18 protein-coding genes are annotated in these 15,462 nt (G+C 68.7%); 5 read left to right on the top strand and 13 right to left on the bottom strand.

Annotation, left to right across the window (positions count from 1 at the left end; genetic code table 11):
- On the bottom strand, positions 1–629 hold a 629-nt coding region (locus VEC04_RS10315), incomplete at its 3' end, for a ClpX C4-type zinc finger protein (RefSeq protein WP_324776495.1).
- Positions 630–817: 188 nt separating this feature from the next.
- Here VEC04_RS10315 and VEC04_RS10310 point away from each other — a divergent pair.
- The gene (locus tag VEC04_RS10310; RefSeq protein ID WP_324776493.1) at positions 818–1,480 is read left to right on the top strand and encodes an HAD-IB family hydrolase; all 663 of its coding nucleotides are present in this window, start codon (positions 818–820) and stop codon (positions 1,478–1,480) included.
- 148 nt (positions 1,481–1,628) lie between these two features.
- On the opposite strand, the gene VEC04_RS10305 is transcribed toward VEC04_RS10310, so the two are convergent.
- From VEC04_RS10305 to tig, 5 genes are all read right to left on the bottom strand, one after another.
- Positions 1,629–1,946, bottom strand: a complete 318-nt coding sequence (locus tag VEC04_RS10305) for a hypothetical protein (RefSeq protein WP_324776491.1) — start codon at positions 1,944–1,946, stop codon at positions 1,629–1,631.
- Positions 1,947–2,017: 71 nt separating this feature from the next.
- Entirely contained in the window at positions 2,018–2,665 is a 648-nt protein-coding gene (locus VEC04_RS10300) for an ATP-dependent Clp protease proteolytic subunit (protein WP_324776489.1), read from the bottom strand.
- Positions 2,666–2,788: 123 nt separating this feature from the next.
- Entirely contained in the window at positions 2,789–3,730 is a 942-nt protein-coding gene (locus VEC04_RS10295; RefSeq protein WP_324776487.1) for a hypothetical protein, read from the bottom strand.
- Positions 3,731–3,746: 16 nt separating this feature from the next.
- Positions 3,747–4,685 (bottom strand): hypothetical protein, encoded by a 939-nt coding sequence (locus tag VEC04_RS10290; RefSeq protein WP_324776486.1) that lies wholly within the window; start codon positions 4,683–4,685, stop codon positions 3,747–3,749.
- A gap of 277 nt (positions 4,686–4,962) precedes the next feature.
- Positions 4,963–6,306: a trigger factor gene (gene tig, locus VEC04_RS10285; RefSeq protein ID WP_324776484.1), complete on the bottom strand. Its 1,344-nt coding sequence runs from the start codon at positions 6,304–6,306 to the stop codon at positions 4,963–4,965.
- A gap of 190 nt (positions 6,307–6,496) precedes the next feature.
- On the opposite strand from tig, the gene VEC04_RS10280 reads away from it, so the two are divergent.
- On the top strand, positions 6,497–7,198 hold the full coding sequence (locus VEC04_RS10280) for an MBL fold metallo-hydrolase (RefSeq protein ID WP_324776482.1): 702 nt from the start codon (positions 6,497–6,499) through the stop codon (positions 7,196–7,198).
- A 10-nt stretch (positions 7,199–7,208) separates the two neighbouring features.
- Here the strand turns inward: VEC04_RS10280 and VEC04_RS10275 are convergent, their stop codons facing one another.
- Complete coding sequence (locus tag VEC04_RS10275; RefSeq protein ID WP_324776480.1) at positions 7,209–7,499, bottom strand: hypothetical protein; 291 nt, start codon at positions 7,497–7,499, stop codon at positions 7,209–7,211.
- Between the two features lie 139 nt (positions 7,500–7,638).
- Here VEC04_RS10275 and VEC04_RS10270 point away from each other — a divergent pair, with 139 nt between their 5' ends.
- Positions 7,639–7,809 (top strand): hypothetical protein, encoded by a 171-nt coding sequence (locus VEC04_RS10270; protein ID WP_324776478.1) that lies wholly within the window; start codon positions 7,639–7,641, stop codon positions 7,807–7,809.
- Positions 7,810–7,922: 113 nt separating this feature from the next.
- Positions 7,923–8,144: a general stress protein gene (locus VEC04_RS10265; protein ID WP_324776476.1), complete on the top strand. Its 222-nt coding sequence runs from the start codon at positions 7,923–7,925 to the stop codon at positions 8,142–8,144.
- Positions 8,145–8,202: 58 nt separating this feature from the next.
- Here VEC04_RS10265 and egtB read toward each other — a convergent pair whose 3' ends face one another.
- The gene (gene egtB, locus VEC04_RS10260; protein WP_324776474.1) at positions 8,203–10,362 is read right to left on the bottom strand and encodes an ergothioneine biosynthesis protein EgtB; all 2,160 of its coding nucleotides are present in this window, start codon (positions 10,360–10,362) and stop codon (positions 8,203–8,205) included.
- A gap of 166 nt (positions 10,363–10,528) precedes the next feature.
- Here egtB and VEC04_RS10255 point away from each other — a divergent pair, with 166 nt between their 5' ends.
- Entirely contained in the window at positions 10,529–11,092 is a 564-nt protein-coding gene (locus VEC04_RS10255; RefSeq protein ID WP_324776472.1) for a sigma-70 family RNA polymerase sigma factor, read from the top strand.
- A 3-nt stretch (positions 11,093–11,095) separates the two neighbouring features.
- On the opposite strand, the gene VEC04_RS10250 is transcribed toward VEC04_RS10255, so the two are convergent.
- From VEC04_RS10250 to VEC04_RS10230, 5 genes are all read right to left on the bottom strand, one after another.
- The gene (locus VEC04_RS10250) at positions 11,096–11,251 is read right to left on the bottom strand and encodes a hypothetical protein (RefSeq protein ID WP_324776470.1); all 156 of its coding nucleotides are present in this window, start codon (positions 11,249–11,251) and stop codon (positions 11,096–11,098) included.
- A gap of 68 nt (positions 11,252–11,319) precedes the next feature.
- A complete protein-coding gene (locus VEC04_RS10245; RefSeq protein ID WP_324776468.1) occupies positions 11,320–12,333 on the bottom strand; it encodes a threonine aldolase family protein in 1,014 nt (337 codons plus the stop codon).
- Between the two features lie 3 nt (positions 12,334–12,336).
- Complete coding sequence (locus VEC04_RS10240) at positions 12,337–13,311, bottom strand: mechanosensitive ion channel family protein (RefSeq protein ID WP_324776466.1); 975 nt, start codon at positions 13,309–13,311, stop codon at positions 12,337–12,339.
- Positions 13,312–13,326: 15 nt separating this feature from the next.
- On the bottom strand, positions 13,327–15,069 hold the full coding sequence (locus VEC04_RS10235) for a cisplatin damage response ATP-dependent DNA ligase (protein WP_324776465.1): 1,743 nt from the start codon (positions 15,067–15,069) through the stop codon (positions 13,327–13,329).
- An 85-nt stretch (positions 15,070–15,154) separates the two neighbouring features.
- A partial coding sequence (locus tag VEC04_RS10230) for an RcnB family protein (RefSeq protein WP_324776463.1) occupies positions 15,155–15,462 on the bottom strand: 308 nt, incomplete at its 5' end.

The following is a 15,462-nucleotide window of genomic DNA, read 5'->3' as shown; positions in this document are numbered from 1 at the left end:
AGCGCCTGCTGCACGCCCTCGCCCGACACGTCGCGCGTGATCGACGGGTTGTCGGACTTGCGGCTGATCTTGTCGACTTCGTCGATGTAGACGATGCCGCGCTGCGCGCGCTCGACGTTGTAGTCGGCCGCCTTCAGCAGCTTGAGGATGATGTTCTCGACGTCCTCGCCGACGTAGCCGGCCTCGGTGAGCGTCGTCGCGTCGGCGACGGTGAACGGCACGTCGATGATTCGGGCCAGGGTCTGCGCCAGCAGCGTCTTGCCGGTGCCGGTCGGGCCGATCAGCAGGATGTTGGCCTTGCCCAGCTCGACGTCGTTGTTCTTCGTCGCGTGGTTCAGGCGCTTGTAGTGGTTGTGGACCGCCACCGAGAGCACCTTCTTGGCGTGCCCCTGTCCGATCACATAGTCGTCGAGGACCTCGCGGATCTCCTTCGGCGACGGCACGCCGTCCTTGGCCTTCGAGAACGAGATCTTGTGCTCTTCACGGATGATATCCATGCAGAGCTCGACACATTCATCGCAGATGAACACGGTCGGCCCGGCGATGAGCTTGCGCACCTCGTGCTGGCTCTTCCCGCAGAAAGAGCAGTACAGCGTGCTTTTGGCGTCTGTGCCGGCGGCTTTGGTCATCGACCCTTCTCACTCCCGCGATGGCCCCGATATGAGGCCAAACGCGCTTCCCTCGCGTTGATTCCCGAACAATGGGCGCAAAGGTCTTCAAAAAATGACAATCACCCATCCCGGCGCCCGCCACAACCCCGCCAAAGCGGAGCAGGAAGCGGAAGCGGACGGTTTACTGTTGAGGGTGATCGCGGCGAATGTCTGACATGGGAAGCGACGCTCCGTTTCGCCAGCGGCCCCGCAAGGATCAGGCCATCGTCGCCTTCGACTTCGACGGCACCTTGACGATCCGTGACAGTTTCACCGAATTCCTGCGCTGGCGGGCCGGCCCGGGCGGCTGGGCGCTGGGCCTGGTCAGGATGGCGCCGGCCGTGGCGACCTATGCGCGCGACCGCGATCGGGGCCGGATCAAGGCCGCGTCGGTGCGCGAATTCCTCAAGGGTGTGGACCGCGCGACACTCGAGGCGGACGCCGGGCGCTTCGCTGACCGGATTTGGGACAGGTTCATGCGGCCGGACGCGCTCCGGGTCTGGAACGCGTGGGGAGACAAGGGGGCGCATCGGGTGATCGTCACCGCCAGCCCCGAGACCACGGTCGCCCCTTTCGCCCGCCGGCTGGGCGCCGAGGCCCTGCTCGGCACGCCGCTGGTGTTCGACGCCGACAACCGCGTCACCGGCGCCTTCGCCAGCCCCAATTGCCGCGGCGAGGAGAAGGTGCGCCGGCTGCGGGCGGTCTACGGCGAGGACATGCGGCTGGCGGCGGCCTATGGCGACACCTCGGGGGACAGGGAGATGCTGGCCATCGCCGACGAGCCGGGGTTTCGGGTTTTCACGGGACGGCCGAGGTCAGCGTCGGCCTGACGCTGCCATCAGTCCGCTTCCGAGCCGCGAGAGGCCTCATCTCGCTCTCTTCGATTGCGGACCAGGCCCTCCATTCCCCAGCCGGCACCCTACCCGGTTCACGCGAGGAGTCACGGAGCGGGACAGCCGGGCCGAGGGCTATCGATCGTCAATGCCCCTCAGCGTCCACGTCGAAGGCGACCGCCTTGCCGCGTGAGGTGGGATTCCAGCCCGCCTCGATCGCCGCGACCACGGCGTTGCGCACGTGCCCGGTGTTGACGAACTGTTTTTCGGTGTCGGGTCGGCCGTTGGGACGCAGCGGCGGCGGGAACTGCACCACGGCCTCCCGCTTGAAATCCTGCAGCCGCAGGGTCACGGCGATGCCTTCCCACTGCCCGCCCGTGGTCGGCCGCGGCTGGCGGCGGAGCTCCCAGTGATAGATGTCGCCGTCGACCTCGACGGTCCCCTTGGTGTCGCGCGTCTGCATGGCGCGTGATACCACAAATGAAAAAGGCGCACCGCCGGGGTGCGCCTCTTTCGTCGTCGTTTTCTGGCCGGTCAGGAACCGGGGGTCTTCACGCCGTCTTCGTCGGCCTGTTCGCGCTTGTCGTAGACGTGGTCGACGATGCCCCAGGCTTTGGACTCCTCCGCGCTCATGAAATGGTCGCGGTCCAGCGTCGTCTCGACCTCCTCATAGGTCCGGCCGGTGTGGTGGACGTAGATCTCGTTCAGGCGGCGCTTGGTGTAGCGGATGTCCTCGGCGTGACGCTCGATGTCCGAGGCCTGGCCGCGGAAGCCGCCCGAGGGCTGGTGCACCATGATGCGGGCGTTCGGCAGGGCCACGCGCTGGCCGGCGGCGCCGGCGGCGAGGATCAGCGATCCGGCCGAGGCGGCCATGCCCATGCACACCGTCGAAACCGGCGAGCGGATGTACTGCATGGTGTCGTAGATCGCCAGCGCCGAGGTCACCTGACCGCCGGGGCTGTTGATGTACATGCTGATTTCCTTCTTCGGGTTCTCCGACTCCAGGAACAGCAGCTGGGCGCAGATCAGCGACGCCATGCCGTCCTCGAAGGGCCCGGTCAGGAAGATGATCCGCTCGCGCAGCAGGCGCGAGAAGATGTCGAAGGCCCGCTCGCCCCGGCTGGATTGCTCCACCACCATGGGGACGAGGTTCATGTTCATCAGTTCGATCGGATCGCGCATTCAGGCCTTCTCGGGATGCAGGTGACGGCGACTCACCGGTCGCGCGCCCATGGGACAGGATATCGCGTCGCGCGGCCAAGGATGCAAGGCGCGGGCCGCACGGTCAGACGCGGCGACCGGCGATCAGTCCGCTTCCGGAGGGGTTTGCGCTGGCGCCGCCTCGCCTGCCTCGCGACGGTCGCGGACCATGTCGGCGGCGATCACGGACGTCTGCCCGCCGGAATTGCGGCGCAGGACCGGGGAATCCTGAATCTGGTAGAGCGACGTCAGATAGGACGCATCCCACTCCGTCAGTCCCTCGACGCCCGCCGGATCGTCGAACAGGTTCAGGACGGTGTCGTAAGCCGCGGTGTCGGCATTCGGATCGACCTGCACGAGGGAGACGAAGGCGAGGTAGTCCGCCAGCTGCGCCAGGTTGACGTCACCCAGCCGGTCGATGTCGACGATGATCATCGTCTTCTTCAGGTCGTCGCGAATCTGCGTGCTCAGCCGGGAAGCGGCGAACATGTTGATCCGCGGGGCGCCTTCGTCTCCGGGCAGGCGAATGGCGCGCTGGCCAGTATCGGCGTTGACGGGCAGGCTGATATGCCACCAGCGAACCGGCCGGTCGACGGTGCGGAATTCCTCCAGCGCCGCGCTCCCCCGGTCGAGTCCGCCGACGCCGATGCGGAAGGCCCGGCGGCTCTCTTCCACCATGGCGTCGGCCAGCGCGGCCCCGTCGTCGGCGAAGACGATGAAGACATTGGCCCGGCAACCCGGCTCGCCGATGTCGAGGCCGAGTTCCAGAGCCACCTGCGACACCCGGTCCGCAATGGCCCGACCCAGTTCCCGGCGAACGTTCACCACGCCGACGCAGAGCCTGTCGTGCCAGCGCGCCAGTCCACGCCGCGCCGCCGGAGCTCCGACTTCGCCGATGAACTCACGGACCATCTCCTCAAGCCGGGGCTGCTCGACGACCACATCCTCGAGCGTCGTCGCCGCTTCAGGCGGATCCTGGGGACCAGGCGCGCTCTGCGGCGGCGAAGGTGTCGCGGCGAGGGCGGCGATGAAAGCCCAGTGGATCATGCCCCCGCTCCCCGGATCACTTGCTCTCGCCGGCCGGAAGCGAAGGGTCGGCGTCGTCTTCCACCTCCCTCGCCAGCCTGAGGTTGCGCAACAGCTGGCGAGTCTGGTCGCTGGGCCGGATGCGCTCCGACGGCCCGGTGTAGAGCGCGTCAAGATAGGCCCGATCCCAGCCGGTCAGGCCCGGGCTGCCCTCCGGATCGTCGAACAGATTGAGGATGGTCGGGAAGCCGCTGGTGTCGCCTTCGGGATCGACCTGCGCCAGCGCCACCATCGACAGGTAGTCCGCCAGCTGCGGCAGGCCGACGCCATTCACGTGCTCGCCGTCGACGACGATGATCACCTTGTTGAGGTCGTCGCGGACCCATCGGCCCTTGTTGATCAGGCCCTCGCCTTGAACGCTGGGAGGATATTCGTCGCCCGGCATCCGGATCGCGACGTCGCCCGTTTGCGCGTTCGTCGGCACGCTGACGTGCCACCAGCGCACTGGCTGGTCCGATTCCCGGAAATCGCGCAGGGCGGCGGCGCCCCGATCCAGCCCGCCGATGCCCAGATGGAAGACTTGCCGCCGGCGCTCGACCATGGCGTCGCCCAGTGCCTGGCCGTCTTCCGCGAAGACGATGACGATATTGGCCTGGCAGCCGGGGTCGCCTGGTCTCAATCCGTACTCGAGGGCGACGCGCGAGACGTGGTCGGCCACGGCCTGGGCGATGTCCCGACGGATGCCGCTCACCCCGACACAGACGCCGTCCCGCCAACGGGCGAGGCCGCGCCGACGGGGCGGCGCGGAGACCTCGTCGACGAACTCCCGGGTCAGTTCCTCCAGCCGGCGGCCTTCGACGATGACTTCCTCAAGCGCGACGGCGGGCGGCTCCTGCGGCGCGGGAGGCGCGGGAGGCGCGGCTTGCGCGGGATCCTGGACCAGGGCCAGGGCGGCCAGCACGGCGATCAGCGACATCCCTGCCCTCCCGTCGGCCTCTCAGCCGAGGGTTACACGTGTATCACGCAACACGGAGAGCGGGAAGCAGCGCTCGCCCGGCGGCCCGACAGCCTGCCTGCTCGCTCCTCATCGGCCGGCTCGGGGTCGGTCGACAGGATGTCCGCCAACGCCTCCGCCTAAAACCACGGATCCATACGCGGCCAACCTGCAGGAGAACGTGTGCGGCGATTAGGCCCGTCTGGACGGGGCGCGGAACGCGGGGCCCGATCGGGCGCCGGCCCCGCGTCGAAGCAATCTACAGCTCGTCGTCTTCCTTGAGCAGCTCTTCCTTGCTGATCTTGGTGTCCGTCACCTTGGCCTGGTCGAAGATCAGGTCGCAGACCTTCTCCTCATAGATCGGGGCGCGCATCTGGGCGGCGGCGTTGGGGTTCTGGCGGTAGAAGTCCAGCACCTGACGCTCCTGGCCCGGATAGTTGCGGGCCTCGTTCATGATGGCGTTGTTGAGCTCCTGGTCGGTGACCTGGACGTTGTTGGCGCGGCCGATCTCAGCCAGCACCAGACCCAGGCGCACACGGCGCTCGGCGATCTTGCGGTACTCTTCCTTGAGCTTCTTCTCGGACTTTTTGGCGTCCTCTTCCGGCAGGCGCCCGGCTTCCTTGTCGGCCTGCACCTGACCCCAGATGCCGTCGAACTCGGCGTCGACCATCTTGGGCGGCAGCGGGAAGTCGTGGGCCTTGTCCAGCTCGTCGAGCAGGGCGCGCTTCAGCTTGAAGCGGGCGGCGCCCTTGTACTGCTGGTTCAGGTTGTCGCGCAGCAGCTCCTTGAGCTTGTCCAGCGACTCCAGGCCGATGCGTTTGGCGAAGTCCTCGTCGACCTTGGCGGGGGCCTCGGCCTTGATGGCCTTGACCTTGACGTCGAAGGTCGCGGCTTTGCCGGCCAGGTGCTTGGCATTGTAGTCGTCGGGGAAGGTGACGTTCAGCACCTTCTCCTCGCCGACCTTGGCGCCGGTCAGCTGTTCTTCGAAGCCGGGAATGAAGCGGCCTGAGCCGATCACGAGATCAGCGTCCTCGGCCGCCCCGCCCTCGAAAGGCTCGCCGTCGATCTTGCCCACGAAGTCGATGGTCAGCTGGTCGCCCTCGGCGGCCTTAACGGTCTTGCCCTTCTTCTCTTCGTACGACTTGGCCTGACCGGCCAGTTCGTTCAGGGCCTCTTCCAGATCGGCGTCGGTCGCCTCGTAGATCGGACGCTTCAGCTTCAGCGTCTTGACGTCGACCGGCGTGAAGTCCGGCATTACTTCCAGCGACATCTCGTAGGCGAGGTCGTCCTGGCCGGCGATGACCTTGTCCATGTCCGAGGTCAGCTTCATCTCGGCGGGGGCCGCCGGACGCACCTTGGCGTCGTCCAGCGCCTTCTGGCTCGAGGTGTTCAGCGCCTCGTTGACGATCTCGCCCATCAGGTCGCGGCCGAAGGTCTTCTTCACATGCGAGGCCGGCACCTTGCCGGGACGGAAGCCCTTCAGCTTCATCTGCGGCGCGACTTCCTTCAGCTTGGCGTCCAGCTTCTGGTTCAGCTCCGCGACGGGAATGGTCACCGCGATCACGCGGCTGAGGCCTTCGGAGGACTTTTCGACGACTTGCATGGTCGGGATTCTGACGCTCTGGGGCGGCGCCTTCGAGGCGGGGCGCGCGCGATGTGGGTAAAGCAATAAGGGCCGCCCTTGCGAGGCGGCGCCTTGAAGCCCGCCCTTATGTAGACGACGGCCCCAAAGGTCAATGTGAACCCGCAGGCCTCGGGTTTCGGCGGCGCGCCGGAGCCGCTATCTGGAGCCCATGTCCCAATCCCCTCCCCCGATCGGCGTCGCCGTCTTCCCCGTCACCCCGCTGCAGCAGAACTGCACCCTCGTATGGTGCCGCAAGACGCTGAAGGCCGCGATCATCGATCCGGGCGCAGCGGTCGACGCCCTGCTGGGGGCGGTCGCAAAGCAGGGGCTGACGCTGGAAGCCATCTGGATCACCCACGGCCACCTCGACCACGCCGGGGGCGCCGCCGAGATGCAGGAGAAGACCGGCCTCGACATCATCGGACCGCACCCGGACGACCAGTTCTGGATCGACGGCATCCCGCAACAGGGCCAGATGTACGGCCTGCCGGATGCGCGCAGTTTCACTCCGACACGCTGGCTGGCCGACGGCGACGTTCTGACGCTCGGCGAGACGAAGTGGGAGGTCCGCCACTGCCCCGGCCACACGCCCGGGCACGTGATCTTCTTCAACCGCCAGGCCCGGTTCGCCCAGGTGGGCGATGTGCTGTTCCAGGGCTCGATCGGCCGCACCGACTTCCCGCGCAGCGACCACGGCGCCCTGCTCCACGCCATCACCACCAAGCTCTGGCCGCTGGGAGACGACGTCACTTTCGTGCCCGGCCACGGCCCCAGCTCGACGTTCGGGGCCGAGCGGAGGAACAATCCCTTCGTATCGGATCAGGCCATGGCGCGGGCGCCGATCGCCCGGCCGGCGACCGGGCCATCGTGAAGCGGCGGGCCTAGCGAGCGATCAGCAGACCGATCACCAGACCGAGGCCGAGGGCGTACAGCGTCGCCTTGATCGGCTCATCCTCGACGGCGTGCCGCAGACGCTCGGCGCGGACGCGACTCCACTCGCGCGCGGCGAGGGCGTCCTCGCGAACCGCCTCGTGGATCGGCCGCGGCCCGAAGGCCCGGGCCTCGCCCTCCAGCAGGATGGCGTCGGCCTCCCGATCCAGCCGCGACTGTTCGGGGGAGACCTCGTCGTCGATGTCCTCGGGCGAAGTCGGGCCGGTGTGGGTCTCGGTCATGGCGGCGCTCCTGGGTGGGGGGGGGATTCGGCTGTTCAATCCGCCCGCGCTCCGCGGGTTCCGAGCCGCGGTCATCCGGTCCGGATCGTGATTGAACGGCGGCCCCGCCCCCGCGTTCTATCCCCGGAAGGACGCCGCCATGACCTATATCGAACCGACCCCGCCCGGCACGCCCCAACCCGACATTCAGCCGCCAGACACGCCCCGGCCCGACATCGATCCGGGCGCTGTTCCCGATGAAATACCGCCCCTTGAACCCGGCGGCGGCGGCGAGGGGGACTCGCGCCCCTATGGCGAGGGCGAGGATTGAGCTGCCGGCAAACCCCCTGATTCGCTCGCGTTTCTGTGAGGGCTGAGCCGGAACCGGACGGCGGCGCGAGGGTTCAGTCACCACCTCGACCGTCGGCACGAAAGGACACTGAAATGGCTTTAGGTCAGCCCACCCGAGCCTCCGGCGTTTCCAAGCGCGGCTTCGCCTCGATGGATCCGGAGCGACAGCGCGAGATCGCCCGCAAGGGCGGCGCCAGCGTGCCCAGTGAAAAGCGCAGCTTCTCGCAGGACCGCAGCCTGGCCGCCCAGGCTGGCCGCAAGGGCGGCGAGGCCTCGCACGGATCGCGCACCAAGGAAGCCCGCCGGGCTGAATAGCCCTCGTCCCGGCGCGAGGTCGCAGGGCGACGTCCCCCGAGGCGTCGCCTTTTGCGTATCAGGATTCCAGCAGCGCCAGCGCGACCGACGGCTCGGTCCCCGCTTCGAACGCGGCAATGGTCCAGCCGGAGGCGGCCGCCAGCTCCCGCACCGACGCCTCGGTGAATTTCCGCGAGCTCTCGGTGTGAATGGTCTCGCCCTTGCGGAAGGCGATGACGCGGCCGTCGATCTCGACCGTCATGTCGCGCGTCGCCACAAGATGCATCTCCATCCGCGACTCTTCCGCGTTCCAGACGGCGCGGTGGACGAAGCTGTCGACGTCGAAGCCCGCCTTCAGTTCGCGGTTGGCGCGGACCAGCAGGTTGCGGTTGAAGGCCGCGGTCACGCCCGCCGCGTCGTCGTAGGCCGCGGTCAGCACCGCGGCGTCCTTGACCAGGTCGACGCCGAGAATGAACAGCGCCCCCTCGCCCAGTTGAAGCCGCGCGGCGTTCAGGAAGGCCACGGCCTCGGCCGGTCCGAGATTGCCGATCGTCGAACCGGGAAAGAAGCCGACCCGCCGCCCCTGCCCGATCCCGTCCGGCAGCGCCGCCAGATGCAGGAAGTCGCCGACCAGCGGCGCAACCATCAGCCCCGGATAGCTCTCGACGATCCGCCGGGCGGCTGCGCTCAGTGCGTCGGCGCTGATGTCGATGGGAACGTAGGCGGCCAGATCGGGTGCCGCGTCGAGCACGATCCGTGTCTTCTCGCTGGCCCCCGAACCGAATTCGACCAAGGCCGCGCCGGGGCCGAACCGCGCCGCCCACGCCGGGGCGACTTCACGCAGCAGCGCCGCCTCCTGCCGGGTGGGATAGTATTCCGGCGCCCGGGTGATCTCCTCGAACAGGCGGGAACCCTCGGCGTCGTAGAACCATTTCGGCGAAGCCACCTTCGGCGATCGGGCCAGCCCGGCCAGCAGGTCGCGGCGGAAACGGGCGGTCTCGCCCTCGCCCATGGCGCGCGCTTCGGGGGCGGGCAGATCCCTGGCCAGTCTCAGTCCCATGAATGCCCACCTCTGATGCGGATAGAAGAAGTTCCGGTAGCTGACCCGTCCATGTCCCTCCGGCGTCGCCCAGGATGACCCGCGCAGCACCATCTGATTGGCCATGAACTTGCCGTTGTACTCAGACGCGGTCCCTTCGGTCGGCCTGAAGCCCCGATATGGGGTGTAGGCGCTCGAGGTCCACTGCCAGACCTCGCCAAACGCATTCGTGAACACTTCCGGGCGGCAGCGGACGGCATGCTCCCACTCCGCCTCGGTCGGCAGCCGCCGCCCCGCCCAGCGGGCGTAGGCTTCGGCCTCGTAGAAGCTGACATGCCGCACCGGCGCGGCGGGATCGAGCGCCCGCCGCCCCGCCAGCGTCATCGTCGTCCACCCCCCGTCGTCGCGGCGCCAGTACAGCGGCGCCGTCCAGCCCTCCGCCTTCACCGTGGCCCAGCCGTCGGCGAGCCACAGCTCCGGACGGGCGTAGCCGCCGTCCTCGATGAAGCCGAGCCAGTCGGCGTTGGTGACCAGATCGTGGTCGAGGCCGTAGGGCTCCAGCCACTGGCGGTGGGCCGGCCCCTCGTTGTCGAAGGCGAAGCCGCCGCCCGCATGGCCGATTCCGGCCAGCCCGCCCTCGAACCGGGTCATCCCGCCCCGCGCGCGCTGCGCCGGCGACCGCCGCGGCTCGACGTCGTAGGCGGCCGGGTCGAGCGGCGAGCGCGACATCAGGTTCAGCAGGTCCATCAGGAACAGCTCCTGATGCTGCTGGTCGTGGTGCAGGCCGAGGGTGAACAGATAGGCCTGCCGCTCGCCTGGCGCGCCGCCGGCCAGCCACGCCTCCATCCGGCGGTCGATCTCGCGCCGGTAGGCCAGCACCTCGTCCAGGGAGGGGCGGGTCATCAGCCCGCGCTCGCGCCGCTCCACCCGCTCGCCGAGAGCCTCGTAGTAGCTGTTGAACAGCGTCTGGAGGCGCGGATCGACCGGCTCATAGCCGGGTTCCCCGGCCAGGATCATGGCCTCGAAGAACCAACTGGTATGCGCGAGGTGCCACTTTCCGGGGCTGCAGTCAGCCATCGACTGCGCCGCCATGTCCTCGGCGCTCAGGCCCCAGGCCAGCGCCGGCATCGCGGACCGGACGCGCCGGAAGTCCTCCAGCATCGCGCCCACGGCCGCCCGGGCTCTGATCGATGCGCTCATGCCTGGCCCCTGATTGACCTCGCGCGGTTCGGGACAACCGGCCGCGGTCCCCTTTTGTTCCACGCGCGGGGCGGTCTGTCCAGCGGAACGGTCCCGCCGAGCAGGCGTTCAGATCGCACGTCCCTGATTTTACGGTGACATTCCGTCGTAACGAGAGCTTGTCCGTATGTCGCTGCCCAGCGCGCCATCCGAGGATGGTCACGACACCGACGCCGACTCCCCGGGCGGGATCGTCGATCGCACCAGCTGGCGCGAAGCCGTCACGGCCCGCATCCCTTCCCTGCGGGCCTTTGCCTGGTCGCTGTCGCGCAACGGCGCCGATGCGGACGACCTGGTGCAGGAGACGCTGACCAAGGCCTGGACCTACCGTGACCGGTTCGAGCCCGGGACCAATCTCAGAGCCTGGCTTTTCACCATCCTGCGGAATTCCTGGTACTCGTCCGTGGCCAAGCGCAGCCGCGAGGTCGCCGACGAGGACGGCCACCACGCCGCCCGCCTGACCGCCGAGGGCAGCCAGGAATGGACGGTCGAACTGAGCGCCCTCAAACTCGCGCTCGACGATCTGCCGCCCGAGCACCGCGAGGCGATCGTCATGGTCGGCGCGGCCGGCCTGTCCTACGAGGAGGCGGCGGAGATCGCCGGCTGCGCGCTCGGCACAATCAAGAGCCGGGTCAACCGCGCCCGCAATCGCCTGGCCGAAGCCATGGACATGCCCCGCGGCGCCAGCTGAGCGTCAGGAGCGCCCATCCCCTCGTCGCTTCGGCGCGGTGAGCTTCTCGATGTGTTCAACGATGGCGGTCGGCACAGGCTCGGCCTCGATGGCCTTGAAGGCCCTGCGCAGCGCCCCCTTCACCTTCGGCCGGTCCTGAATCTTCGAATCTTTCGCCATGGGCGTTGCTCCGCCGGCGCGGAACCCAGCGACGGTTAAAGTCGACTATCCGACATTGCGGAGGGGTGTCAAAGCCGGCGAACGGCGTCCAGCAACTCGTCGACGGCCTCGGACGTCGTCGCCCAGGAGCAGACGAAGCGCACCGATCCGTCGTCGAACCGGTAGCAGGCCCAGCCTAGATCGTTCAGCCGCCGGTGCGCGGCGGGCGGCATGCGCACGAACACGGCGTTGGCCTCGACCGGATGGGCCAGGGCGAAGGGCGAGTCGGCCAAAAAGCCGTCGGCCAGCCGCTGCGCCATCAGGTTGGCGTGGGCGGCTCCGTCTTCCCAGGCGTTGCTCTCCAGCAGCCCGAGGAAGGGCGCGGCCAGATAGCGAGCCTTGGACGCCGTCTGCCCGGCCTGTTTCAGCCGGTTGTCGATGCGCCGGGCCAGCGACCTGTCGAACATGACGATCGCCTCGGTGCAGTTGGCGCCCGCCTTGGCCCCGCCGAACACCAGCACGTCGATCCCGAGCCGGGCGATGTTCGTCAGGTCGAATCCGGCCGCCGCCGCATTGGCCAGCCGCGCCCCGTCCATGTGCACGCCGTAGCCTTTCAGCTTCACCGGCTCGATCAGGTGGCGCAGCTCCTCCTCGGTATAGACCGTGCCGTATTCGGTGGCCTGGGTCAGGCTCAACGCCGCCGGCGGCTGGCGATGGCCGACCTCGGGCTCGTCCAGCGCCGCATTCAGCGTCACGGGATCGATCTTGCCGGAGAAGCCCGGCAGGCCGATCAGCCCGACGCCCGAGCCGAAGAAGCCGGGCGCCCCCGTCTCGTCGGTGCAGACATGGGCCGCGTGATGCGCCAGCACCGCCTCGTGCGGCCAGGCCAGCATCGACAGGGCGATGGCGTTGGCCGCCGTGCCCGAAAAGACGAAGCGAATCTCGGCGTCGGCGTCCAGCCGTCGGCGGATCTGGTCGGCGGCGCGGGCCGTGACGTCGTCGGCCCCATAGGCCCGGGCGTAGCCCTCGTTGGCCTCGACGAGGGCCTGCAGCGCGGCCGGGGCCATGCCGGCGGTGTTATCCGAACCGAAGTCGTAGCGCATGGCTCAGCCCTGTTCCCCGTCCGCACTCTCGTCCGCGCCGTCCGTGTCGTCGCGGCCGCTGTCCTCGACGGTCCGCACCGTGACCACCGGCATGACCGCCCCGTCGCCATAGGGGACCGCGACCTGATGCGGAAAGGGAATTTCGATCCCCGCCGCATCCAGCGCCTCCTTGCCGCCCTGCATCAGGTCGGCCCGGACCTGCCACCAGTCGTCGGACTTCACCCAGGCGTGCAGGGTGACCTGCACCGCGCTGTCCAGCAGGCCGGTGACGCCCGTCCACGGGGCGGGGTCCGGCAGCACCTTCTCGTGGCCCTCGGCCACCTTCCGCAACACTGTGCGCGTCCGGTTCAGGTCCTCGCCGTAGCCGACGGTGAAGTTGATCTCGATCCGCCGCGTCCTCTGCCCCGACAGGTTCAGGATCACGTCGTTCAGCACCTTGGAATTGGGCACGACGATCTTGTGGTTGTCGGCGTTCGACATCTGGGTCGTGAACAGGTCGAGCCGCTGCACCGTGCCGCTCACACCGCCGATGTCGATGACGTGGCCGACCTTGTAGGGCCGCAGCACCAGAAGCAGGACGCCCGCCGCCACATTCGACAGCGTGCCCTGCAGCGCCAGCCCGACGGCCAGTGACGCCGCGCCGAGCACCGCGATAATCGAGGTGGTCTGGACGCCCAGCCGCTGCAGTATGGCGATGAAGCCGATGATGTAGACCACCACCCGCACCACCTGCACGACGAAGCTGAGCACCGTCTGGTCGTGGCGGAAGCCGCGCACTTTCGACAGCGTCCGGCGCGTGATGCGCGAGGCCCATTTGGCCCCGATGATGGTGGCGACGAGGATGACGGATGCGATCGCGAGGTTGACCGCGAGGTCGCCGGCCATGTCCGTCACCTTGGCCACCACGGCGGCGTCGAGGCTCACCGCGCGCTGGCTGGCGGCGACGGCGTCGTTCAGCGAAGTCGGAAGCGAAACCATGAGGCGGGTCTAACGTCATCGCCCTGATTTGGAAGCCCGCGAGGCTGGATTCTTCGCGTCGGGCCCGGCCCGGACGGCCCCGACCCTGCCGCCGCCGCTCTCCAGCGCATCCAGCAGATCCATGACATCGTCGAGGGTGTTGGCCTCGCGCGCGGGCTTGTCCCAGCGGATGCGGCTGACCCGCGGAAAGCGCATGGCCACGCCGGACTTGTGGCGGGTCGACCGGTTCAGCCCCTCGAAGGCGATCTCCAGCACCAGGCCGAAGTCCCGCCCGGCCCGCACCGAGCGCACCGGCCCGAACCGTTCCACCGTGTGATCGCGGACGAACTTGTCGAGCTGTTTCAGCTCCTCGTCGGTGAAGCCGAAATAGGCCTTGCCGACCGGTGTCAGGGCCCCCTCCTCCGTCCACACTCCGAAGGTGTAGTCGGAGTAGAAGCTGGACCGCTTGCCGTGCCCGCGCTGGGCGTACATCAGCACGGCGTCGATGACGTGCGGGTCGCGCTTCCACTTGAACCACGGCCCCTTCGGCCGGCCGGCGACATAGGGACTGTCCCAGCGCTTCAGCATCAGCCCCTCGGCCGCCGCCCCGACCGGCGGATCGGCCCGCAGGACGGCCAGTTCGTCCCAGCTCGCATAGGGCACGATCGGCGACAGGTGCAGCCGCTCGCCGCCATGACCCGCGACCAGCGCCTCCAGCCGCGCCCGTCGTTCGCCGAGCGCCAGCGGCCGCAGGTCCTCGCCGTTCTCCGCCAGCAGGTCGTAGGCCACGATCGCCGCCGGGAAGGCCGTCATCATCTTCGCATCGACGCTCTTGCGGTTCAGCCGCTGCTGCAGGTCCCCGAACGGCGCCACGGCCCCGTCCCGCCAGACCACCAGTTCCCCGTCGACGGCGCCTTCGAACGCCAGTCCCGCCATCACGTCCTGGAAGGCGCCCGAGATCTCGTCGCCGGTGCGGGAATAAAGCCGCGTAGCGCCTCCCTCCCTCACCGCCTGCACCCGGATGCCGTCCCATTTCCATTCCGCCGCATAGTCGGCAGGCTCGAGCTTCGCGAAATCCACCGCCTCGTCGATCGCCACCGCCAGCATCACCGGCCGGAACCGGCCCGGCGCGTCCGTGTCGGGCCGGTCGCCCCGCCCTTCCAGCCAAGCGAAAAGATCGCCGTAGGGCGGCGTCAGGGCATGCCAGACCTCCTCGATCTCCGACACCTCGATCGGCTCGAGCGCGACCGCCGTCTCGCCGCCTTCCGGGTCAGGCGGTTCGCTCACCTGCTCCGGCCGCACCAAAGCGGCGGCGGTCTTGGCCAGCCGCGCCGACAGCCCGACCCGCAGGCCGCCGGTCATCAGCTTGAGCAGGGCCCACCGCCCTTTCGGCTCCAGGGCGTCCAGCCAGCCTTCCAGCAGGCCCGCCACCTCGCCGCGGGCCGCGGTGCGCAACGCCTCGACCACTTCGCCCAGTTCTGGCTCGCGATTGGGCCGATGATCGGGGTCGCCCGGCCAGATCAGCGCCACCGTCTCGGCGAGGTCGCCGACGTAGTCGTAGGACCAGCCGAACAGGATCGGATCGACCCGCGCCTCGACGGCCTTGCGGATCATGGCCGGCTTGGCGGCGTCGAAGGTGAGGTCGCCGGTCAGCGAGGCGAGCGCCCAGCCGCGGTCAGGATCCGGCGTGGTCCGCAGATAGTCCCTCAGCAGCACCAGCTTCGCATTGCGCGAGGCCGTCAGCGACAGGCGGTCCAGCAGTTCGGCGAAGGCGCGCATCCGCCTTTCAAACGCGAAAACGCCCCGGAAGTCTCCTTCCGGGGCGTCGCTCGTCTCTCAAGTAGCGCGAAGCGCGTCAGGCCACCTAGTTGAACAGGCCGGCGATGACGGCGGCGATCACGCCGGTCGCGATCGAGGTCATGACGACGTCATTGCCGCTACGGACGTATTGGTACCCGTAGTCCGGCTGACGCAGGCCGTAGCGGCCGTAGTCCCTCACCACATACTCGTTCGAGCGGTAGTAGGACGGCATTCGCTGGCCATAGGACCACGACCGGGTCTGATAGCCGCGCGGCGCGTAATACCGGCCGGCGTTGTAGCGGCGCTGGGCCTGTTGCCAGCGGGCATAGGCGCGGGCGTGCTGGCGGGCCTCGCGGCGGTCTTCGCGGGCTT

The organism is Brevundimonas sp. (assembly GCF_035626535.1).
Lineage (GTDB): Bacteria > Pseudomonadota > Alphaproteobacteria > Caulobacterales > Caulobacteraceae > Brevundimonas.
This window is presented reverse-complemented; position numbering and strand designations above follow the sequence as displayed.